At 68.3% G+C, this 19,713-nt stretch carries 18 protein-coding genes; 7 read left to right on the top strand and 11 right to left on the bottom strand.

Features of this window, described 5'->3' with window-relative positions:
• Nucleotides 1-100: 100 nt before the first annotated feature.
• Both VVD47_RS11295 and VVD47_RS11290 read right to left on the bottom strand, forming a co-directional pair.
• Nucleotides 101-1,378 carry a dihydroorotase gene (locus tag VVD47_RS11295; RefSeq protein WP_327603565.1) on the bottom strand — a complete coding sequence of 426 codons (1,278 nt, stop codon included), beginning with the start codon at nt 1,376-1,378 and terminating at the stop codon, nt 101-103.
• A gap of 5 nt (nt 1,379-1,383) precedes the next feature.
• A complete protein-coding gene (locus tag VVD47_RS11290) occupies nt 1,384-2,343 on the bottom strand; it encodes an aspartate carbamoyltransferase catalytic subunit (RefSeq protein ID WP_327603564.1) in 960 nt (319 codons plus the stop codon).
• Nucleotides 2,344-2,687: 344 nt separating this feature from the next.
• Here VVD47_RS11290 and VVD47_RS11285 point away from each other — a divergent pair, with 344 nt between their 5' ends.
• A complete protein-coding gene (locus VVD47_RS11285; RefSeq protein WP_327603563.1) occupies nt 2,688-4,049 on the top strand; it encodes a serine hydrolase domain-containing protein in 1,362 nt (453 codons plus the stop codon).
• A gap of 40 nt (nt 4,050-4,089) precedes the next feature.
• Here the strand turns inward: VVD47_RS11285 and pyrR are convergent, their stop codons facing one another.
• The 3 genes from pyrR to VVD47_RS11270 are packed head-to-tail and all read right to left on the bottom strand — an operon-like array spanning nt 4,090 to nt 5,597.
• A complete protein-coding gene (gene pyrR / locus VVD47_RS11280; protein ID WP_327603562.1) occupies nt 4,090-4,602 on the bottom strand; it encodes a bifunctional pyr operon transcriptional regulator/uracil phosphoribosyltransferase PyrR in 513 nt (170 codons plus the stop codon).
• On the bottom strand, nt 4,599-5,039 hold the full coding sequence (ruvX, locus tag VVD47_RS11275) for a Holliday junction resolvase RuvX (RefSeq protein ID WP_327603561.1): 441 nt from the start codon (nt 5,037-5,039) through the stop codon (nt 4,599-4,601). Before ruvX ends, pyrR begins: the two co-directional genes overlap by 4 nt.
• A 6-nt stretch (nt 5,040-5,045) precedes the next feature.
• The gene (locus VVD47_RS11270) at nt 5,046-5,597 is read right to left on the bottom strand and encodes a YqgE/AlgH family protein (protein WP_327603560.1); all 552 of its coding nucleotides are present in this window, start codon (nt 5,595-5,597) and stop codon (nt 5,046-5,048) included.
• A gap of 116 nt (nt 5,598-5,713) precedes the next feature.
• Between VVD47_RS11270 and VVD47_RS11265 the strand changes: the two genes are divergently transcribed.
• Both VVD47_RS11265 and VVD47_RS11260 read left to right on the top strand, forming a co-directional pair.
• Nucleotides 5,714-7,177: a cryptochrome/photolyase family protein gene (locus VVD47_RS11265; protein WP_327603559.1), complete on the top strand. Its 1,464-nt coding sequence runs from the start codon at nt 5,714-5,716 to the stop codon at nt 7,175-7,177.
• A 181-nt stretch (nt 7,178-7,358) separates the two neighbouring features.
• Complete coding sequence (locus VVD47_RS11260; RefSeq protein WP_327603558.1) at nt 7,359-8,201, top strand: toll/interleukin-1 receptor domain-containing protein; 843 nt, start codon at nt 7,359-7,361, stop codon at nt 8,199-8,201.
• On the opposite strand, the gene VVD47_RS11255 is transcribed toward VVD47_RS11260, so the two are convergent.
• A complete protein-coding gene (locus VVD47_RS11255; RefSeq protein WP_327603557.1) occupies nt 8,181-8,594 on the bottom strand; it encodes a hypothetical protein in 414 nt (137 codons plus the stop codon). The two genes, VVD47_RS11260 and VVD47_RS11255, sit on opposite strands and share 21 nt — an antisense overlap.
• A gap of 175 nt (nt 8,595-8,769) precedes the next feature.
• On the opposite strand from VVD47_RS11255, the gene VVD47_RS11250 reads away from it, so the two are divergent.
• Together VVD47_RS11250 and VVD47_RS11245 are read left to right on the top strand one after the other, a co-directional pair.
• Complete coding sequence (locus VVD47_RS11250; protein ID WP_327603556.1) at nt 8,770-10,965, top strand: patatin-like phospholipase family protein; 2,196 nt, start codon at nt 8,770-8,772, stop codon at nt 10,963-10,965.
• A 146-nt stretch (nt 10,966-11,111) separates the two neighbouring features.
• The gene (locus tag VVD47_RS11245) at nt 11,112-11,963 is read left to right on the top strand and encodes a GNAT family N-acetyltransferase (RefSeq protein ID WP_327603555.1); all 852 of its coding nucleotides are present in this window, start codon (nt 11,112-11,114) and stop codon (nt 11,961-11,963) included.
• A 28-nt stretch (nt 11,964-11,991) separates the two neighbouring features.
• On the opposite strand, the gene VVD47_RS11240 is transcribed toward VVD47_RS11245, so the two are convergent.
• The 4 genes from VVD47_RS11240 to VVD47_RS11225 form a co-directional block, all read right to left on the bottom strand.
• Nucleotides 11,992-13,872 (bottom strand): B12-binding domain-containing radical SAM protein, encoded by a 1,881-nt coding sequence (locus VVD47_RS11240; RefSeq protein WP_327604642.1) that lies wholly within the window; start codon nt 13,870-13,872, stop codon nt 11,992-11,994.
• Between the two features lie 203 nt (nt 13,873-14,075).
• On the bottom strand, nt 14,076-14,705 hold the full coding sequence (locus VVD47_RS11235; RefSeq protein ID WP_327603554.1) for a LysE family translocator: 630 nt from the start codon (nt 14,703-14,705) through the stop codon (nt 14,076-14,078).
• A gap of 23 nt (nt 14,706-14,728) precedes the next feature.
• Nucleotides 14,729-15,145 (bottom strand): tautomerase family protein, encoded by a 417-nt coding sequence (locus tag VVD47_RS11230; protein ID WP_327603553.1) that lies wholly within the window; start codon nt 15,143-15,145, stop codon nt 14,729-14,731.
• Nucleotides 15,146-15,186: 41 nt separating this feature from the next.
• Nucleotides 15,187-15,705: a hypothetical protein gene (locus VVD47_RS11225; RefSeq protein ID WP_327603552.1), complete on the bottom strand. Its 519-nt coding sequence runs from the start codon at nt 15,703-15,705 to the stop codon at nt 15,187-15,189.
• A gap of 161 nt (nt 15,706-15,866) precedes the next feature.
• On the opposite strand from VVD47_RS11225, the gene VVD47_RS11220 reads away from it, so the two are divergent.
• Together VVD47_RS11220 and VVD47_RS11215 are read left to right on the top strand one after the other, a co-directional pair.
• The gene (locus tag VVD47_RS11220; RefSeq protein WP_327603551.1) at nt 15,867-17,267 is read left to right on the top strand and encodes an aminotransferase-like domain-containing protein; all 1,401 of its coding nucleotides are present in this window, start codon (nt 15,867-15,869) and stop codon (nt 17,265-17,267) included.
• Nucleotides 17,268-17,410: 143 nt separating this feature from the next.
• Nucleotides 17,411-17,884, top strand: a complete 474-nt coding sequence (locus tag VVD47_RS11215) for a MarR family winged helix-turn-helix transcriptional regulator (RefSeq protein WP_327603550.1) — start codon at nt 17,411-17,413, stop codon at nt 17,882-17,884.
• Between the two features lie 154 nt (nt 17,885-18,038).
• Here the strand turns inward: VVD47_RS11215 and VVD47_RS11210 are convergent, their stop codons facing one another.
• On the bottom strand, nt 18,039-19,655 hold the full coding sequence (locus tag VVD47_RS11210; RefSeq protein WP_327603549.1) for a carbonic anhydrase: 1,617 nt from the start codon (nt 19,653-19,655) through the stop codon (nt 18,039-18,041).
• Between the last annotated feature and the right edge of the window lie 58 nt (nt 19,656-19,713).

The following is a 19,713-nucleotide window of genomic DNA, read 5'->3' as shown; positions in this document are numbered from 1 at the left end:
CCATGAAAAACGGCCGGATGGAACCGGCCGGTTTCATTCTCTGCGGCCAGTCGTCACTCCGGCCGCCGTGTTGGTCCGCACCCGATGCGATGACGCCGGCTCAGCCGCCGAACATCACGCGGCCTTCGACCAGCGTGTAACGCACGATGCCCGGCAGCTCGAAGCCGAGGAAGGGCGTGTTCTTGCCCTGGCTGCGCAGCTGCTCGCGGCTGACCGTCTGCAGCGTGTCGGGGTCGAAGATGCACACGTCGGCGCGGGCACCGGGCTGCAGGTGGCCGGCCTTGGTGATGCCCATGATGCGGGCGGCATCCGCGGTCACCCGCGACAGCGCCTGCGGCAGCGACACGCCCTGCTCCTTCGCCCACTTCAGCGTCAGCGGCAGCAGCAGTTCCAGCCCGGTCATGCCCGGCTCGCTCTCGGCGAAGGGCGCCTGCTTGGCGTCGTCGTCCACCGGCGTGTGGTCGGAACACACGGCATTGACGCGACCGTCGGCGAGGCCGCGGCGCAGGGCGTCGCGGTCGCGCTGGCTGCGCAGTGGCGGCACCACGTAGCACTGCGGGTTGAAGTAGCCGATGTCCATGTCGGACAGGTGCAGGTAATGCACGCCGACGTCACAGGTGACGTCCAGCCCTTCGGCACGGGCACGGTCGATCGCCTCCAGCCCGGCGGCGGATGACAGGCGGGTGACGTGCAGTTTCACGCCGGTGTTCTTCGCCAGGCGCAGGTAGGCATCCAGCGCGACGGTCTCGGCTTCCACCGGGATGCCGGCCAGGCCCATGCGCGAAGCCACTTCGCCGTCGTGCGCCATGCCGCCGCGCGACAGGTAGGGGTCGATGGCCTGCAGCCAGACGCGGAAGCCGAAGGTGGCGGCGTACTGCATGGCGCGCATCAGCACCTGGGTGTCGACGATGGGCGTGTTGGCCTGGCTGAAGGCCACGCAACCTGCCTCGACCAGCTCGGCCATCTCGGTGATGCGCTTGCCTTCCAGCTTGGTGGTCAGCGCGCCCACGGGGTAGACGTGCGCGCAGTTCAGGTTCTTGGCGCGGAAGCACAGCATCTCGACCAGGCCGGGCTCGTCCAGCACCGGATCGGTGTCCGGCGGGCAGGCCAGGCTGGTGATGCCGCCGGCCATCGCCGCCTGCATCTCGGATTCCAGCGTGGCGCGGTATTCGAAGCCGGGCTCACGCAGGCGCGCGGCGAGGTCGATGAGGCCGGGTGCCACGACGAGGCCGCTGGCATCGATCACCTTGTCTGCCTTGAAGCCCGAGGGCGCCTGACCGAGTGCGGCGATCTTGTCGTCGACGATGAAGACGTCCTGCTTCGCGTCGACATTGTTCGCCGGGTCGATGACGCGGCCGTTCTGGATATGGATGTGCATTCTGTTCAGCTCCCCGCCAGCATCGACATGACCGCCATGCGAACGGCGATGCCGAAGGTCACCTGCGGCAGGATCACGGCATTACCGCCGTCGGCCACGGCGGAGTCGATCTCGACGCCGCGGTTCATCGGGCCGGGGTGCAGCACGATGGCATCCGGCTTGGCCAGCGCCAGCTTGTCCTGGGTGAGGCCGTAGAACTTGAAGTACTCCTGGCTGGACGGCAGCAGGGCGCCGTTCATGCGCTCGTTCTGCAGGCGCAGCATCATCACCACATCCACGCCTTTCAGCCCTTCACGCATGTCGTGATAGACCTGCACGCCCATGCGGTGGATGTCGGTGGGCAGCAGGGTCTTGGGGCCGATGACGCGGATCTCCGGCACGCCCAGCGTCGTCAGCGCGGCGATCTCGCTGCGCGCCACGCGGGAGTGCAGCACGTCGCCCACCACCGCCACCGTGAGGTTGGTGAAGTCGCGCTTGTAGTGGCGGATGGTGTACATGTCCAGCAGCCCCTGCGTGGGGTGGGCATGGCGGCCATCGCCGGCGTTCACCACGTGGATGTGGTCGCGGCCGGTGCGCTGCAGGTGCTCGGCGATCAGGTAGGGCGCGCCGCTCGAAGCGTGGCGCACCACGAACATGTCGGCCTGCATCGCACACAGGTTGTCCACCGTGTCCAGCAGGGTCTCGCCCTTGGCGGTGGAGCTGGTCGACACGTTGAGGTTGATCACGTCGGCCGACAGGCGTTTGGCCGCGATCTCGAAGGTGGTGCGGGTACGCGTGCTGTTCTCGAAGAACAGGTTGAACACGCTCTTGCCGCGAAGGAGGGGGAGTTTCTTGACTTCGCGCTCGGCCACTTCGGTGAACGGCGCCGCGATGTCGAGGATCTGGGAAAGGATGGCCTTGGGCAGGCCGTCGAGCGTGAGCAGGTGCTGCAGCTCGCCGTGCTTGTTCAACTGCGGGTTGTGCATGGATGTCCCTGTCGGAGCGCCCGGACCGGCACCCCGGGCGGTCGCGCAACGCCGGCCGCTGCGCGGCGCGAATTGTCCCACAAGCACCCCCTCGCCGCACCCCGGTTGCGCCTGCTTTTGTCTGTCTCCCTGTCGTCGCGGCCGCTGTCGCTGTCAGACAACGCGACGGGCCTGACTGTACTGTCGGGCAGAACGAGTGGTCGCAAAGCAAAATTCATCGACGCGCATGCTGCGTTGCACAAAATAAGGGTAAACGTGTAGTCAAAGCCGGACAGAGACCGCTTCAGGCGGCGCCTGCGGGGAGGGTGGGGAGCAGGTTTCCCCCCGCAGCAAGGAGCAGCACCATGCAGCACCTCTCAGCGTTCGCCCTCGTCGCCTTCGTGGCGGCGTCCCCGGCCTGGGCCGCCGACGTGATCGTCACCCCGCGCGGCAGCCTCAGCGGCCCCGCCCCCTGGCGGGTGCCACCGGCGCCGGCGGCCTCATCCGCGCCTCCGGCCGCCACCGCCCGCGTCGCCCCGATGGTGGCCGGCACGGACACTGCGCTGTCCGCGACGGCCGCCGCCACGACGCCGTGCTGGGTCAGCAAGTCGCTGGCGGCGACCGGTACCTACGTGGACGCGCTGAAATCCATCGACGGCGCGGTGAAGACCTTCATCCGCGACCGCCAGATCCCCGCTGCCAACCTGGTGGTGCGCTACAAGGGCACGGTGGTGCTGGAGCGCGGCTACGGCTGGCAGGACAACGCCTGCAAGACCAGGATGGGCTACGGCGGCAGTTTCCGCCTGGCGAGCCTGACCAAGATGCTGACCAACGCGCAGGTCTACGCCCTGGAGCGCGAGGGCAGGCTGCGGCTCAGCGATCCGGTGTTCTGCATCAGCGGGCAGAGCCGTTGCATCCTGACCGTCACCGGGCTGGTGAATCCCGATCCGCGCCTGGCAAAGGTGACCGTGCAGCACCTGCTGGACCACGCCGGTGGCCTGAATGCATCGATCTCCGGCAACCCGACCGACGACGTGCGACTGGTCGCCACCAACCTCGGCGTGCCGTCGCCGCCGTCGCGCAACGACATCCTCCGCCACCATCTCGGCAACCGCACCCTGGACTTCGAGCCCGGCAGCCAGCAGCACTACTCCAACTTCGGCTACGTGGTGCTCGGCGCCGTCATCGAGAAGGCGGCGGGCAAGTCGTATGTCGCCTACCTGCAGCAATCAGTGTTGCAGCCGCTGGGCATCGCCGCCAGCGACATCAAGCTTGCCGGCACCCGCACGGCCGACCTCGACACGCGCGAGCCCTGGTATTCGACGCCGAACGAGCCGGGGCAGTACCGCAACGTCTATGACAACGGCCCGCTCAACGTGCCACTGGCCTACGGCGGTTTCCACATCGAGAGCGGCGGCGGGGCCGGCATGTTGCAGGCCACCGCGCGCGCCTACTCGAAGTTCCTGTCGGCGTACTGGATCAGCGGCGTGCGCAAGAGCGATTTCCCGTGCCATTGCCTGTACCTGTTCTACGGCAGCATCCCGGGCAGCTTCGTGGTGGCCTACCAGCCGAATCCGGACGTGGACATCGCGTTGTTCTTCGACCAGCGCGACGACGCAAACGACCCCTGGGGCGAGCGCTACGGGCCGGTGCGCGACGCGCTGGACGTGGCCCTGGCCAAGGTGACGAGCTGGCCGACGAAGGCGCCGTCAGGGCATCAGCCCTGACGCGGCCGGAGTGAGGGTGGAGCCGGGTTGAACCCCGGCTTCAGCGGCTGACGATGCTGAGGTCCAGCGCGCCGTCCTCGCCCTTGTGCAGGCGCAGGTGCTGGCCGGCTGCGAGCGGCTCGGTCAGCGTGAGCGCACAGTAGCGCGGCGCGATGGGCAGTTCGCGTTCGCCGCGGTCGATCAGCACCGCGAGGTCCACGCGTAGCGGGCGGCCGTAGTCGAACAGCTCGTTCAGCGCGGCACGCGTGGTGCGGCCGGTGTAGAGCACGTCGTCCACCAGGATGATGGGGTGCGCCTCGACGTCGAAGGGAATGTCGCTCTTCTGCGGCCGGGTGTGCAGGCCGCGCGAGCCATAGTCGTCCCGGTAGAAGGCCACGTCGATGCTGCCCAGCGGCACCGTGATGCCCAGCGCGGCATGAAGACGCTCGGCCAGCCAGGCGCCGCCGGTGTGGATGCCCACCAGCGCGGTGCCGGGCTGCAGTTGCGGGCGGATCTGCTCGGCCAGCTGGTCGCAGAGGAGGTCGCCGTCGGGCAGGGAAGTGGTCGTCGTCATGGCAGGGAGTCCAGGAAATTCTGCAGGATGCGCTGTGCGGCCAGTGCATCCAGATTCTGCTTGCGCGCGCGCCAGTCGTGCTTGAGTTCGCGCAGCATTTCATCGGCCTCGGCGGAGCTGAGGCGTTCGTCGAACAAGTGTACCGGCAGGCTGAGACGACCCTGCAACTGGTTGGCGAAGCGCCGGCAGCGCGCCGTCATGTCGGTCTCCGCGCCGTCCAGCGTGGTGGGCAGGCCCACCACAAAGGCCACCGGCCGCCATTCGGCGATCAGCTTGCCGATGGCCGTGAAGCGCAGCTCGTTCGCCTCACCCTGGATCGTCGTCAGCGGCTGCGCCAGCCGGGTTTCCAGCTCGCCGGTGGCCACGCCGATGCGCGCCGTGCCGAAATCGAAACCGAGAACGGTGCCGCGCGACGGCAGCGGAGTGGTCGTACTCACGACCGCTCAGGCGTGGCCGGCGACTTCGGACAGGTTGGCGAAGTCCACGCCCAGCAGGTGCATGGCGGCGGCCAGGCGGTCCTCCGGGGCCTCGCGGAAGATGATCTCGGGGTCTGCCTGCACGGTCAGCCAGGCGTTCTGCGCCAGCTCGTCCTCCAGCTGGCCGGCACTCCAGCCGGAATAGCCGAGGGTGATGATGACCTCCTCCGGCTTGCCGTCGCTGCCGATGGCGTGCAGCACGTCCTTGGAGCTGGTCAGGGCGATCTGCTCGTTCACCTTCAGGCTGGACTGCCATTCGCCCGCCGGGCGATGCAGCACGAAGCCGCGGTCGGTCTGCACCGGGCCGCCGAAGTACACCGGCAGGTCGGCGAAGCGGGGCGTTTCCATGGGGACTTCCACCCTGTCGAACAGGCCTTTCAGCGTCATGTCGATCGGGCGGTTGACGATGATGCCCAGCGCCCCGTCGTCATTGTGCTCGGCCAGGTAGATCAGGCTGCGGGCGAAGTTCGGGTCCGCCATGGCGGGCATGGCGATCAGGAAATGATGGGTCAGGTTCATGTTCTGCACGTTAGGATTCTAGCGGGGCCGCGGCCCCCGATTCGATATTTCTGCACGCTGCGCAGCAATGCGCCCCACTCCGTTTCGTCCAGCCGGCTGCCGCGTCGGCCATCGCAATGACCCCTGGCTCCGACACCCGCGCCTCCGATCACTCCGATTCCACCGCCCTCGTGTGGTTCCGTCGCGACCTGCGCAACGACGACCATGCGGCGCTGTACCACGCGCTCAAGGCGCACGAACGCGTGTTCTGCGTGTTCGTCTTCGACAGCACGATTCTCGACGAGCTGCCGCGCCGGGACCGGCGGGTGGATTTCATCCACGCCAGCGTGGTCGAGCTGGACCGGGCGTTGCGCAAACAGGGTGGGGGGGTGCTCGTCCGTCATGGCGATCCGCTGACGGAAATCCCGGCGCTGGCCGAGGCGCTCGGTGCGGAGGCGGTCTACGCCAACCACGATTACGAACCGGCGGCCATCCGGCGCGACGAGGCGGTCGCCGGTCGCCTGAAGGACATGGGGCGCAGCCTGCGCAGCTTCAAGGACCAGGTGATCTTCGAGCGCGACGAAGTGCTGACCCAGGCGGGCAAACCCTTCAGCGTGTTCACGCCGTACAAGAATGCCTGGCTGCGCAAGCTGGCGGGGTCGGAATTCTTCATCAGGCCCTATCCTGTGGCGGCCCATGCCGCCGCGCTGGCACCGCCGCCCGGCGCAGAACGCCTGCCGTCGCTGGCCGAACTCGGCTTCGAGCCGAGCAACCTGGGTGAGCTGAAGATTCCCACCGGCATGAGCGGTGGCCTCGCGCTGTGGGACGAATTCGTGCACCGCATGGACGACTACAAGCGCACGCGCGATTTCCCGGCCGTGAAAGGCGTGTCCTACCTGTCGGTGCATCTGCGCTTCGGAACGCTGTCGATCCGCAAGCTGGCCGGCCACGCCTGGCGTGTCGGTGGTGAAGGCGCCGAGACCTGGCTGTCCGAACTGGTGTGGCGCGACTTCTACCAGCAGATCCTGTGGCATCACCCGCAGGTGGTGGATCACGCCTTCAAGCCGGAGTACGACGCCATCCCGTGGGAAACCGGCCGTGACGCCGACGCCCTGTTCGCCGCGTGGTGCGAGGCCCGCACCGGCTACCCGATCGTCGACGCGGCGATGCGCCAGATCAACCAGACCGGCTACATGCACAACCGCCTGCGCATGATCGTCGCCAGCTTCCTCACCAAGGATCTCGGCATCCACTGGCTGCGTGGCGAGCGCTATTTCGCGCTGCATCTCAACGACTACGACCTGGCCGCCAACAACGGCGGCTGGCAGTGGGCGGCGTCCACCGGCTGCGACGCGCAACCGTACTTCCGCATCTTCAATCCGTTCAGCCAGTCGGAGAAATTCGACCCGCAGGGCCGCTTCATCCGTCGCTACCTGCCGGAACTCGCCCGCGTGCCGGACCGCTACCTCCATGCGCCGTGGCAGATGCCGGCCTCGGAGCAAAGCGCATGCGGCTGCGTCATCGGGCGTGACTACCCCGCGCCGCTGGTAGATCACGCCGTGGCGCGCGAGCTCACCCTGGCGCGCTTCAAGCGGAGCTGACAGGCCGATCTCCCCAATCAGTGGAATGGCTGATCGGGAAGCTATTTCTTTCGGGGCAGGCGGGGCAGCCCTACAGGGCAGAAGCGCCCTCGCGAATGGCCGCCTAAGATCAAATCGTGTGTCCACGGACGGCAAGGTGGCCGTCCTGTCCCTTCATTCCGCTCACCCCGGGAGGCATGCCATGCCCGGCAAGATCTTCATCAACTACCGTCGCGAGGATGCCCGCTGGCCGGCCGCCCGCCTGGCCGAGGCCCTGGCTTTCGCCATCGGTGACGACCGCGTGGCGCCCGACCTGTCGCCCGGCGTCGGCCACACGGCGCTGCATCGTCACCTGGCCGACTGTGCCGTCATGCTGGTGCTGATCGGGCCGCGCTGGCTGGCGGGTCGCAACGGCTACGGCCTGCGTCGCGTGGACGACCCCCACGACCCGGTGCGGCAGGAAATTCTCGCCGGCCTGATGCATCGCCTGCACGTCATTCCGGTGCTGCTCGATGGCACGCCGATGCCCTCGCGCTTCGAGTTGCCCGTGCCCCTCAAGCCGCTGGCCGACCTGCAGCCGGTGGAGTTGTCCGGCGCACGTTTCGACATGGAGCTGCAGTACCTGGTGACCGCCATCGGGCGCGAGCCGCGCCTGGCGCAGGATCCCGGCTATGCGCCGTTGATCGAATCGGCGCGATCAACCCGGCACTGGCCGGTGGTGGCGTTTGCGCTGGTGGCTGCCGTGGCGGCCGTGCTGATCGGCGCGGAGCGCGCCGCGGACCGCAGCAGCCTGGCCGAACGCCTCATTGAGCAGTTTCCGCCGGCCGCCGGCAACCCGCCTGCCAAGCCGCGCGACGTATCCGGTGCCTGGCGCGGCGCAGGCGACAGTCGGGCGATGGTGATGCGGGCCCATCAGGCCCATCAGGCAATTCCATCCATCGCGCATCCAGACCAGCCGGCAAGGGACGACCGCACGGATATGCGCGGCAGTCTCATGCGGGCCAACCTCGCCGTCCCGGTGCGCCTAGTCCGCAAGGAAGGGTAGCGGGATCCGCAGCTGCATGCCGACGAAACCCGAGGCCTTGCCCAGCGTCGGTGCCATCAGGAAGTCCGCTGCCAGCCACTTGCCGTCCACGCTGACGGTGGGCACCACCAGCACCGGGCTGTCGTAGCCGCTCGCCAGCAGGGTGGTCAGCCCGGCGCGCAGCCAGCCCCATTGCAGCGGCCGCCACACGTAGCCGGCATACACCGTGTCCTTGTCATAGCTGTTGCGGTAGTAGCCGGCCACCCAGGATCGGTACTCCATGCCGATGCCGTAGTTCTGTTCCTGCCAGTCCCGGCTGCGGTCGAAGTGATAGCTGCCGACAGGCACGCTGAGTTCCAGTGCCGCCAGCGGCAGGGCGACAACAAGCAGGACGAGGGCGATCAGGCTGCGCATGGTCTCTCCCGGAGGATCGGCGCTCACCGGACCTGAGAACGGTGGAGGTGACGGTTCCTTGAGGCGCGCAGACGGCGGCTACTACCTACCCTGCCCGTAAGTCCGGCCCCTGCGATGTAAAGACCATGCCGCCATGCTATAAGCGCCACATCATCCCCGCCCTGCCCGCGCCGCCATGAAACGCTTCGTCGCTGCCAGCCTGCTTGCGCTGAGCCTCGCTTCCACCGCCGCGACCGCGGCCGACCGGCAGCGTGTCGGGCTGGTGCTGGGCGGGGGCGGCGCCCGCGGGCTGGCGCACATCGGCGTGCTTTCCGAACTGGAGCGCCTGCGCGTGCCGGTGGACTGCATCGCAGGCACCAGCGCGGGGGCACTGGTGGGTGGCATCTACGCGGCCGGCATGCCCGTGCCCGACATCGCGCGACAGGTCGAGGACGCCGACTGGAACCGCATGCTGACCGGCGCGCCGGACCGTACGCACCTGCCTTATCTCAACAAGCGGGACGACTTCAAGAACCTCGCCAACATGACCCTCGGCGTGGACGAGGACGGCATACGCGCGCCACGCAGCGTGATCGGCTCGCAGGAGATCGACCGCTTCCTTCGCCAGCTCACCCGCGACGTGGACGTCGCTTCCTTCAGCAAGCTGCCGATTCCCTTCGAGGCGGTCGCGACCGACCTCATCACCGGCGAGATGCATGTCTTCAAGCGCGGCGACCTGGCCGTCGCACTGCGTGCCAGCATGGCCGTGCCCGGCGTCTTCGACGTGGTGGAGGATGGTGGTCACCAGTACATCGACGGCATGTTCGTGCGCAACCTGCCGGTGGCCAATCTGAAGGAGTGCGCCGACGTCATCATCGCGGTGGATGTCGGTACGCCGATGCTGAAGGCCGAGGACATCAAGACCCTGATCGACGTCGCCGCCCAGGCGATGCAGATCGCGACCGGGCACAACGTGCGCGAGCAGCGCGCGCTGCTGCGACCGCAGGATGTGCTGATCGAGCCGGCGCTGCAGGACTACTCGCCGGCCAGCTTCCGCGAAGCGAAAGCGATCGTCGAGGTCGGCCGCAAATCGGTGGCGCCCCTGGAGTCGCGGCTGCGGGAGCTGGCGCTCGACGACGGCGCCTACGCCCGCTGGCGCGAGCAGATTGCCGCCCGGGTGCCGGTGTCGCGCGAATACGATGCGATCCAGATCGCGCGCACGCGTTTCGTGCCGGTCGACCGCGTGCGCGAAGTGCTGGAAGGCGACAACCCGCCGAAGACGCAGGAGGAGTTGCTCAAGCGTTTCGACCGCCTGTATGACAGCGGCGACTTCGACCGCATCAACTACTTCCTGCGCGGCGACGATGGTCATCGCGTGGCCGACGTGATGCCGGTGGAGCGCAGCGTCGGCCCCAACTACCTGCGCTTCGGCCTCGAGCTCGACATGGACTCGCACGGCACGTCCAGCTTCGCCCTGCTCGGCAACCTGCAGATGACCTGGCTCAACCGCTGGGGCGCGCAGTGGCGCAACGACGTGCGGCTGGGCCAGAACAGCCGCCTCGACACCGAGTTCTACCAGCCCCTCGGCTACTCGCCCTGGTTCAGCGCCACCGGCGGCTATCTCGGCTCCGAGTTGCTCAAGGTGTACAACAATGAAGGGCGCCGCGTGCTGGAGTTCCGCGTCAGCAGCGTGGGCGTGTCGCAGGACTTCGGTCTGTCGCTCGGTCGCTACGGCGAGTTGCGCGCCGGGGCGTTCCTGGAGCGCTCGATCAGCGAGCAGCAGATCGGCATCCTGACCTACGACAACATCGACATCACCAGCCGGGGCATGCGCTTCAGCGGCGTGCTCGACCAGCTGGACAACCCGCGCTTTCCCCGTCGCGGCTACTACCTCGGCGGCCACCTGCAGCATGCCTACCTCACCGAGGACGAACGTGCCTCCGGCTGGCTCAGCACCATGAACGTCAGCGGCGATGTCGCGGAAACCTTCGATCGCTGGTCGGTGCGTGGCTCCGTCCGGCTGAAGGGCAACGTGGGCAACGAGGACGACGTCGGAATCCCCATCGCCACCCTGGGCGGCTTCCTGCAGTTGTCCGGTCTTACCAGCGACCAGTTGCTGGGCGACCGCAGCCTGCTCGGCCGCGTCATGGCCTACCGCCAGATCGCGCCCCTGCTGCCCATCCTGGGCAGCGGCACCTACCTCGGTGGCTCACTGGAAATGGGCAAGGTCTGGAACCAGGCGCTGACCCGCAGCGACACGGCCTGGCTGCCGGGCGCGTCGGCTTTCGTCGGCGTCGACACCCTGCTGGGGCCGCTGTATCTCGGCACCGGCTGGACGAACTTCAACGGCGGCAACTGGGCGGCCTACTTCTATCTCGGCTACGCCAACTGAGGCTGGCCGGCCCGCCTCGTCGCGAGGGGCGCTGCGTGTCGTATGCCGGATATCGCTCCGGGCCGGTTGCGTAGCACCGGGCATCCGCTAAGGTTGGCGCTTTCCACGCCGGGAGCATCGCAGTGGCCGCATGCACCATCCGATCCATGCACGCCGACGAGGTGGCGCTGGCCATCGCCGCCGCCGCGCGCGAGGGCTGGAACCCCGGCCTGCACGACGCACGGACCTTTCCTGTAGCCGACCCCGATGGCTTCCTGATCGCCGAGGTGGAAGGCGGGTTCGCGGGTTGCATCAGCGCGGTGTCCTGCGCGGGCCGCTTCGGCTTCATCGGCCTGTACATCGTGCAGCCGGCCTTCCGTGGGCGAGGCATCGGCTGGCAGTTGTGGACGCAAGGCATGGCGCGGCTGCAGGGGCAGGTCGTCGGCCTCGACGGCGTGCCGGCCCAGCAGGACAACTACCGCAAGTCGGGCTTCGTGCTGGCCTGGCGGAACGCGCGCTATGCCGGCCGGTTGGGGCGTGTGGCGACGAAGACACCCCATGTCCTGCCATTGACGGAGCTGGGCTTCGGGCAACTGGCGAGCGACGATGCGCGGGTGTTCCCTGCGCCACGCGAGGACTTTCTTCGCGCATGGATCGCGCAGCCTGACGCCGCCGCACTCGGCTGGCTGGAGGATGGCGTACTGCGCGGCTGGGGTGTCATCCGCCGCTGCATGGAGGGCTGGAAGATCGGTCCGCTGAATGCTGATGCACCCTCCGTGGCCGAGGGGCTGTTCGACGCCTTGTGTGCGCGGGCCGGCGAGGGCGATACAGGAGAGGGTGACGCAGGAGAGGGCGACGCAGTCTTCCTGGATGTGCCCCTGCCGAACGCCAGTGCGGTGGCACTGGCCGAGGCGCACGGCATGCGCGTGGTGTTCGAGACGGCGAGGATGTACAAGGGGCCGCCGCCAGCATGCGAGCTGCAGCGTGTGTTCGGCATCACCACCTTCGAATTGGGGTAGCCGTATCGGTCAAGCCACCGCCCCGGGTTCAGCGACGTGCTGCCAGCGCCTGCGCGATGAAATCGCGTCGTACCCGCGGCTTCGGCACATGCTCGCTGAACCAGCGGCGCACGTCCTTGTCCAGGCCGATGCCGTGCATGTAGTTGTACAGCGCCTTGTTGAGCGCGCGGCCCATGCTGTCGTGGTCCACGCCGGTGGGGTCGATGAAGCCGACGTCGTTCTTCGCGAAACTCCCCGGCGGCAACGGCACGAGCTTCACGCCGTATTCCTCCGGGTTCATGCCCACCGGTGAATGCACGGTGCACGCGAAGCGGTGGAAGAAACCGGACTGGATGCAGCCGGCCTCGAACAACTGCCGCACGTACTCCAGCGCATCCACCGTGTCCTGCACCGTCTGCGTCGGAAAACCGTACATCAGGTAGGCATGCACCAGGATGCCGGCTTCGGTGAAGGCACTCGTCACCCGCGCCACCTGGTCGACCGACACGCCTTTCTTCATCAGTTGCAGCAGGCGGTCAGAGGCCACTTCCAGCCCGCCGGAAATCGCGATGCAGCCACTTTCCGCCAGCAACTGGCACAGCTCCGGCGAGAAGGATTTCTCGAAGCGGATGTTGCCCCACCAGGAGATCGACACGCCACGACGCAGCAGCTCCTCGGCGAGGCCACGCAGCGCCTTCGGCGGTGCCGCTTCGTCGACGAAGTGGAAGCCGGTCTGCCCGGTCTCGGCGATGATCGCCTCGATGCGGTCCACCAGCACCTGTGACGAAGCGCCTTCGTAGCGCGCGATGTAGTCCAGGCTCACGTCGCAGAAGCTGCACTTCTTCCAGTAGCAGCCGTGCGCCACCGTCAGCTTGTTCCAGCGCCCGTCGGACCACAGCCGGTGCATGGGGTTGAGCATGTCCAGTAGCGACAGGTAGCGGTCCAGCGGCAGGCCGTCCCAGGTCGGCGTGCCGATCTCGGCGAAGGCGACGTCGGCCTCCTTGGCGTTGATGTAGCGCACGCTGCCTTCGTTGTCGCCCTTCCCGTCACGCACGAAGCTGCGCACCAGCGCGTCGCGTCCGCGCGCACCGCGCAGGTGTTCCAGCAGCGCCAGCAGCGGGCGCTCGCCGTCGTCCAGCGTCACGTAGTCGAAGTGATCGAACACGCGCGGTTCGGCCAGCTCGCGCAGCTCGGTGTTCACGTAGCCGCCCCCGAGGATGGTGACGATGGACGGGTCCTGCGCCTTGATGCTCTGCGCGATGCGGAAGGCGGCATACACCGAGCCGGGGAAGGGCACCGATAGCAACACCACCTGCGGCGCGTGCTTCGCGATCGCCTCCAGCGTCAGTGCGTGCAGCGTGCCGTCCACCAGCGTGTGCGGCGCGGCCAATGCCTCGGCCAGCGGGTCGAAGCTCGGCTGGCTCATTGCCAGCGATTCGGCGTAGCGCACGAACTCGAAGCGCGGATCCACCGCGTCGCGCAGCACGTCGGCCAGGTCGTTGAGGTACAGCGTGGCGAGATGGCGGGCGCGATCCTGCATGCCCAGCGCGCCGAAGGCCCAGGCCAGCGGATCGCCACCCTCCGGGTCGATGTACTCGTCCAGCGTCGCGAAGCGCGCGCCTTCCGGCAGGAAGTTGCGGCTGCAGATGCGATGGCCGATGGTCGGGTCGCGACCTTGCAGGAAGGCGATCACCACGTCCACTGTCGCGAGGTAGCGCTCGTACTGCGCGACGAAGCCCTGCACCTGCGGCGACTGCTCGTGCAGCGGCAGCGCATCGACGGCGGTGCGGATCTGCGCCAGTCCGTCGCGCGAGAACAGGCGCAGCACCAGCGCCAGCGCCAGGTCCTCCTGCACCGCGTCCTCGCCGCGCGAGCGCAGGAAGCCGGTGAGGTAGGCCGCCGACGGGTAGGGCGTGTTCAGCTGCGTCATCGGCGGAATGAGCGACAGCAGGCGCAGGGGCGCGGCCGTGTCGGCGGCGCGCCGGACGATGCGGATCGGGGCTGTCGTACTCACGACGACAGGCCGTGACCGACGGGGCGGGGACAACTCGGGGTCATGCAGCAGGACCGGGCAGGCAGGAGCGAAGCCCGCATTCTACGGGCTGATCGTGCTGCCCCCGCGCAGCCGGCAGCTCAGTGCAGGGCGCCTGCCGGCGCGGACGCGCCGAGGACAGGCCACAGCGACAGCACCAGCAGCGCTGCCATGCCGAGGTTGAACCGGCGACGCCGACGCGATTCGCCAAGGAACTGGCGCAGATGCTGGCCGAACACGGCCCACATTCCCGCCGAGGGCATGTTGATCAGCGCGAACAACAAGCTGAAGCCGGCGACCATGGCGAGGCTGCTGTCGCTGGGCAGGTAGCTGCTGCAGGCGCCCAGCACCATGATCCAGGCCTTGGGGTTCACCCACTGGAAGGCGACCGCCGACCAGAAGCCCATCGGCTGGCTGCGTTTGCCTGCGTCGTGGTCGGCGGCACTGGTGGACAAGGCCAGACGCAGGGCGAGGTACAGCAGGTAGGCAGCACCCACCCAGCGCAGGATGCCGTGTGCATGTGGCGCGTCGGCGAACACCTGCGACAGGCCGAGCGCCACCGCCACCAGCATCATCGCCACCCCGCTGCTGATGCCGAGCAGGTGCGGCAGCGTGGCGCGCACCCCGAAGTTCACGCCGGAGGCCAGCAACATCACGTTGTTGGGCCCCGGGGTGGCCGAGGTGGCGAACACGAACAGTACGAAGGCGAACAGGCTGCTGCCGGACATCATGAACATCGTCTGCGTAGCGCCGATCAGGCGGCGGTCAGCGCGACACCCTGGCTGTCCTGCCGGCGTGCCGCCTGGGTGCGGCCGCCGTAGCCCCAGTCCTGCGCGGGCACTTCGCTGATCACCACGTAGCTCGCCAGATGCAGCGGCCCGAGCGCATGGGTGAGCAGCGCGTGCGCCTGCGCGACGAAGGAGGCCTTCTCGTCCACCGTGTTGGTGCCGGCGGTGACCTTGATGTCGAGATAGGCGGTGTGCTGGCCCTGCTCGGCAAGGCTGCGTCCCCCCACGGCCCAGTGGCTGCGCGGGATGCTCTCGATGCTGACGGCGGTCAGCGAATCCTGCTTGCGCAGCACGCGGGCGGTGAGCGCCGTGAGTTCATGGAAGAGCGCGTCGCGCGCTTCGTCAGTCAGGTTGCCGGTATGCCGGACGGTCAGGTAGGGCATGGCGAGTCTCCCTGTGCGTGCTTTCGGTTGATTCGGTGGGTTCAATTGAGATTGCGCGGGCCGACCGACACCGATTCCGTGCCGACCCGTTCGAAGCGGGCGCCGCCGTTCGAGGCCAGCACCTGCACGCGTGACAGCGGGCGCAGGCTATGCGCGTCGTAGCGCCAGGCGCTGTGCTCGCCCAGCACCCACAGGGTGTGGCCCCCGGCATCCAGGGCGATGTCATGCACGGCCAGTCGCGACGGGTCACGCAGCACGGCCAGCTCGCTGATGCCGTTGCGCAGCGACAGCACCTGTACGCCGCCGTCGGCGGTGGCCTTGAACAGCACCTTCCGCTGGACGTCCAGCACCTGCGGCAGCCCCGCCGGCAGGTCCGCGTGGCTGCGCCAGGCGCTGCCCAGCCAGGTGGCCAGCGCGATCAGGCAGACGCCGGCCATGAGAGCCATGAGGGCCGTGGGGGCCACCAGGGCGCGGGCGTCGATGGCCTCGGCCTGTTGCAGCAGGAACCGGCTTTGTTGTGCGCTGCGTTGTTCGCTGTCGGATGCTTCACGGGATGACATGACGGCCTCCATCGACTAAGGTTCGTGGCAGCGGACAATAACGGACACTTTCCGGGATGCACCGGTACAGTTGCCCGAACGATTCCTGAATCTGTACTGGTCGCGCGACCGGGCCAGTCCACCGGACACCGCAGTCCGACGTCGAACAAGAGAAGCTTTCCATGCTGCTGAGCCTGAATGCCGAACACGCCCTGCCCCTCGTCGAACAGATCGTCGACGGCGTGCGCACCCAGATCGAGGACCGCCTGCTGCGCCCCGGCGCGCGCGTGCCGGCGATCCGTCAGTTGGCCGAGCGGCACGGCATCAGCCGCTTCACGGTGGTGGAGGCCTACGACCGGCTGGTGGCGCAGGGCTACCTGCAGTCACGGCGGGGCGCCGGCTTCTTCGTGGCGCCGCGCGAGGAGCGGGTGGCTCCGGCCCTGCCGGCGGCACAGCGGCAACGTGCTTTCGACGTCGCCTGGCTGATGCGCCGTGGCCTCGCCGACACACCCGGGGTGCTCAAGCTGTCGGCAGGCTGGCTGCCACCGTCATGGATGGACCAGGAAGGCGTGCAGCGCGCGCTGCGCACGGTGGCCCGCGGCGACGGCACGCGCTTCGGTTGCTATGGCGAGCCGCTGGGCTTCGCGCCGCTGCGCGAGCAGTTGTCGCGGCGCATGGCCGCGATCGACATCGAGACGCATCCGGAACAGATCGTGCTGACCTGGGGCGCCTCGCAGGCGCTGGACATCATCGCCCGTCACTTCATCCACCCCGGCGACGCGGTGCTGGTCGACGACCCCGGCTACTACACCCTGTTCGGTGCGCTGCGCCTGCTCGGTGCGCGGCTCATCGGCGTGCCGCGGCGCGAGGACGGCCCCGACCCCGAGGCACTGGAGCGGTTGGCCGCCGAGCACAAGCCCAAGCTGTTCTTCACCCAGTCGGTGTTGCACAACCCCACCGGCTACAACCTCAGCGCGGCCAGCGCCTACCGCGTGCTGCAGGCGGCGACGCGGCACGATTTCGTGGTGGTGGAGGACGACACCTACGCCGATTTCTACCCCGGCACCACGACCCGCCTGGCTTCGCTGGACCAGCTGCGCCGCGTCCTCTACGTGGGCAGCTTCTCCAAGACGCTGTCCGCCAACTTGCGGGTGGGTTATCTCGCCGCCTCGCCGGACCTCGCCGCGGAGCTGGCCGACATCAAGCTGCTGACCTCGGTCGGCACCTCGGAGCTGGTGGAACAGGTGGTGCACCGCATGCTGATCGAGGGCCACTACCGCAAGCATGTGGAGCGCATCCAGAACCGCCTGGCCGAGGCCAGCGCGCGCGCGGCCAAGGTGCTGGACGCACACGGCCTGGCGTTCTGCCAGCCGGATGGCGGCCTGTTCCTGTGGGCGGCGATGCCGGGCATGGAAGACGCCACGCCGGTGGCCGAAGCCGCCGAGGCCGCCAACATCGTGCTGGCGCCGGGCCGGCTGTTCCGCCCGCAACTGCAGCCGACCCCTTACCTGCGCTTCAACGTGGCCTACGGGCACGACCTGCGCTTCGGCCGTTTCCTGTCAAATTTCATGAGTGCCAAATAGTTGCCATTTGGCGTCATTTGCCCCGTGCACCGGGGGTTTTCCGTGAAATGCGTCGCGCGTGCTTCGTCATGAAACGCCTAGATTCGGCAGGGCGTAGCCAACAGCAGTAAGCGTTAACCGGCTGCGCCTGACGGAGGAAGGATATGACGATAACGACGGAGCGCGAGCAGGCGCATCCGCCCACGCCGCAGGCAGTGTTGCAGCAGTTGCGCGTCGTTCTGCGCGCTGCACAACGCTACTCGGCGCAGATGGAGAAGCAAGCGGGGCTGCCGGGGGCGCAGATGTGGGCGCTGCAGGAGATTGTGGATACACCGGGACTGCGGGTTGGGGATCTCGCCGTCCGCATGAGCCTTCACCCTTCCACCACCAGCAACCTGGTGGAGAGACTGGAAACCGGGGGCTACATCACCAAGCTGCGCAACGCGACCGACCAGCGCGTGGTGAAGCTGCAACCGACCGATGCCGGTCTGCAACTGGTCAGCCGCTCACCGATGCCGCGTCGCGGCCTGCTGCCCGAAGTGCTGGGCGCCATGCCGGTAGCGGATCTCATGCAGGTGCACGCCGGCCTGCAGGCGCTGGTGAACCGGCTGGACGTGGACGGTGGTCTGCTGAGCTGAGCGGATCGTCCGGCGGTACCCAAAAAGCAAAGGGCTCGCGCAGGCGGGCCCTTTGCTTTTGGTGCCGTACTGGAAGAGCCGGCGCGGGTTTTCGGGTTTGTCGCTCGCCGTGTCGGGCTTCGCTGCGCTCAGCCCGACACCCGGCCCACACGCCTCAGCGCGACTCCTTGATCGTCCGCCCCGCCAGCGGCTGCAACGGCCGCGCGTTGTTCGGGTAGAAGCGCGCGAACACGCCGATCTGGTCCGCCGTCAGCACGACCGGTTGCTTCATCACGATCCACAGCACACCCTCGCTGCACGGCGGCGTGGTGAGCGAGCCCATGAAGGAGATATAGCCGCGCCGTGCCGGCAGCAGGTCGTTCGCGTTGATGGATACGGCCGGCTGGTAGGCCTCGTTCTTCTCCAGCGGCAGGTTGTTCCACAGGGTCTGCACGAAGGACTGCGGCGTGTCGCCGCGCTGGATCGGCAGGAGCACGACGGCCTGGCGTCCTTCGGCGTCGCGGTGGACCAGCTGTGCCGTCATCTCGAACGACTGGCCGTTGATGCGGCCTTCGCCCGGATGGTTGAAGTGCAGGGACTGCAGTTCGTAGCGACGCCCCATCACGCTCAGCGACGAGCCGGCGCCATAGCTCACCTGGATGGTGTGGCCGTTGTCCACGATGCGGAAGTAGGAGGGCTGGTAATCGAACTGCAGCGGCTCCTGCTCCACCTTGATGCTGTCGCGCACGTCGATGGGGGACTGGCGCTGGCCGTTCATGCACAGCGCGTTCTGCGGCGACAGGCGACCCCAGTTCTCCGGGCTGCCTTCACCTTCGTAGCTCCAGCGTTCCGGCAGCCGGGCGGGCTCGGCCGGCTTCACCGCAGGCGCGCTCATCGCCAGGGCGGCGGGACGGGCGGGCGCGGTGTAGGGCATCTGGGCGGCGCGCGCCTCGGCGGCGCGGGCGGAGGTGGGGACCGGCGTCGGCCGTGGCGGGCGCGGTGCCGCGCGCACGGTGCCGTCGGGACCGATCTCGATCTTGCTGGCGGCTGCCGCCGCGGCGGCCTCTGTCTTGTCTGCCTTTTCCGCAGGCCGGGCCGCGGGCTGCATGGTTTTCGGCAGGGTGGGCAGGGCGTGCACGGGCGGTGTGGCAGGCGCTGGCGGTGCCGGCTTTGTCGACGGGTGCGCGGGAGGTGTGGCCGGGGCGGCGGGCGCCTCGTCTCGCGCCAGCTGGATGTCGGCGCGGCGGATGGCCGCGTCCGGCTGCGTCTTCACCGTGTCCAGCGCCTGTACGCGGCCGGCGGCTTCGCGCGCCACCTTCTGCAGGTCCGCCACGGTGGGCTGCTTGCCGGCCGCCTTGGCCGTGGCGGGTTTGCAGACCTCGTTGAAGAAGCGGTCGTCCACGGTGCCGGGACGTACGCGCAGCGACTCCTTGGCATCCACCTGCTCTTCGCGCAGGGTGGTGCTGTCATCGGCGAGGTACACCCGCTTTACGATGACGAAGCTGCTGTTGCGGCAGTCGTAACGGTTCATCGCCCGCACCATCTTGTAGCCCGCGTTGCGGGCCTCGGCGTCGGACAGCACGATGCGGCCCCAGGCCACCTTGGTGTCGTTCTCGGCGGCGGTGATGCTGGCGGTGTCCAGTTCCACCACGCGCAGGCGGTCGCGCGCAACGGTCAGCCAGTCGGCCGCGTTGGCGGGCAGGGCGAGTGCGGCCAGCAGACTGCCGGCAACCAGGCCGCGCAGGAGGGCGCTCGTCGGAACGCCCGCAGGAAGAGTCATGGGAAGGGCCATGAAGGACACCGGTGTCGCAGGGGATTACCGGTGTTTTCGGCCTTGCCGGGCAAGGACT

This window comes from Uliginosibacterium sp. H1 (genome assembly GCF_036017065.1).
Classification (GTDB): Bacteria; Pseudomonadota; Gammaproteobacteria; order Burkholderiales; family Rhodocyclaceae; genus Uliginosibacterium.
Note: the sequence above shows the minus strand (reverse complement) of the source record. Positions and strands in the feature narration are given on the sequence as shown.

Bases quoted from the DNA above. Each gene is read 5' to 3' on its own strand.
- VVD47_RS11295 (WP_327603565.1), bottom strand. From the start codon at position 1,378: ATGCACATCCATATCCAGAACGGCCGCGTCATCGACCCGGCGAACAAT.
- VVD47_RS11290 (WP_327603564.1), bottom strand. From the start codon at position 2,343: ATGCACAACCCGCAGTTGAACAAGCACGGCGAGCTGCAGCACCTGCTC.
- VVD47_RS11285 (WP_327603563.1), top strand. From the start codon at position 2,688: ATGCAGCACCTCTCAGCGTTCGCCCTCGTCGCCTTCGTGGCGGCGTCC.
- pyrR (WP_327603562.1), bottom strand. From the start codon at position 4,602: ATGACGACGACCACTTCCCTGCCCGACGGCGACCTCCTCTGCGACCAG.
- VVD47_RS11270 (WP_327603560.1), bottom strand. From the start codon at position 5,597: ATGAACCTGACCCATCATTTCCTGATCGCCATGCCCGCCATGGCGGAC.
- VVD47_RS11265 (WP_327603559.1), top strand. From the start codon at position 5,714: ATGACCCCTGGCTCCGACACCCGCGCCTCCGATCACTCCGATTCCACC.
- VVD47_RS11260 (WP_327603558.1), top strand. From the start codon at position 7,359: ATGCCCGGCAAGATCTTCATCAACTACCGTCGCGAGGATGCCCGCTGG.
- VVD47_RS11255 (WP_327603557.1), bottom strand. From the start codon at position 8,594: ATGCGCAGCCTGATCGCCCTCGTCCTGCTTGTTGTCGCCCTGCCGCTG.
- VVD47_RS11250 (WP_327603556.1), top strand. From the start codon at position 8,770: ATGAAACGCTTCGTCGCTGCCAGCCTGCTTGCGCTGAGCCTCGCTTCC.
- VVD47_RS11245 (WP_327603555.1), top strand. From the start codon at position 11,112: ATGCACGCCGACGAGGTGGCGCTGGCCATCGCCGCCGCCGCGCGCGAG.
- VVD47_RS11240 (WP_327604642.1), bottom strand. From the start codon at position 13,872: ATGACGCAGCTGAACACGCCCTACCCGTCGGCGGCCTACCTCACCGGC.
- VVD47_RS11235 (WP_327603554.1), bottom strand. From the start codon at position 14,705: ATGATGTCCGGCAGCAGCCTGTTCGCCTTCGTACTGTTCGTGTTCGCC.
- VVD47_RS11230 (WP_327603553.1), bottom strand. From the start codon at position 15,145: ATGCCCTACCTGACCGTCCGGCATACCGGCAACCTGACTGACGAAGCG.
- VVD47_RS11225 (WP_327603552.1), bottom strand. From the start codon at position 15,705: ATGTCATCCCGTGAAGCATCCGACAGCGAACAACGCAGCGCACAACAA.
- VVD47_RS11220 (WP_327603551.1), top strand. From the start codon at position 15,867: ATGCTGCTGAGCCTGAATGCCGAACACGCCCTGCCCCTCGTCGAACAG.
- VVD47_RS11215 (WP_327603550.1), top strand. From the start codon at position 17,411: ATGACGATAACGACGGAGCGCGAGCAGGCGCATCCGCCCACGCCGCAG.
- VVD47_RS11210 (WP_327603549.1), bottom strand. From the start codon at position 19,655: ATGGCCCTTCCCATGACTCTTCCTGCGGGCGTTCCGACGAGCGCCCTC.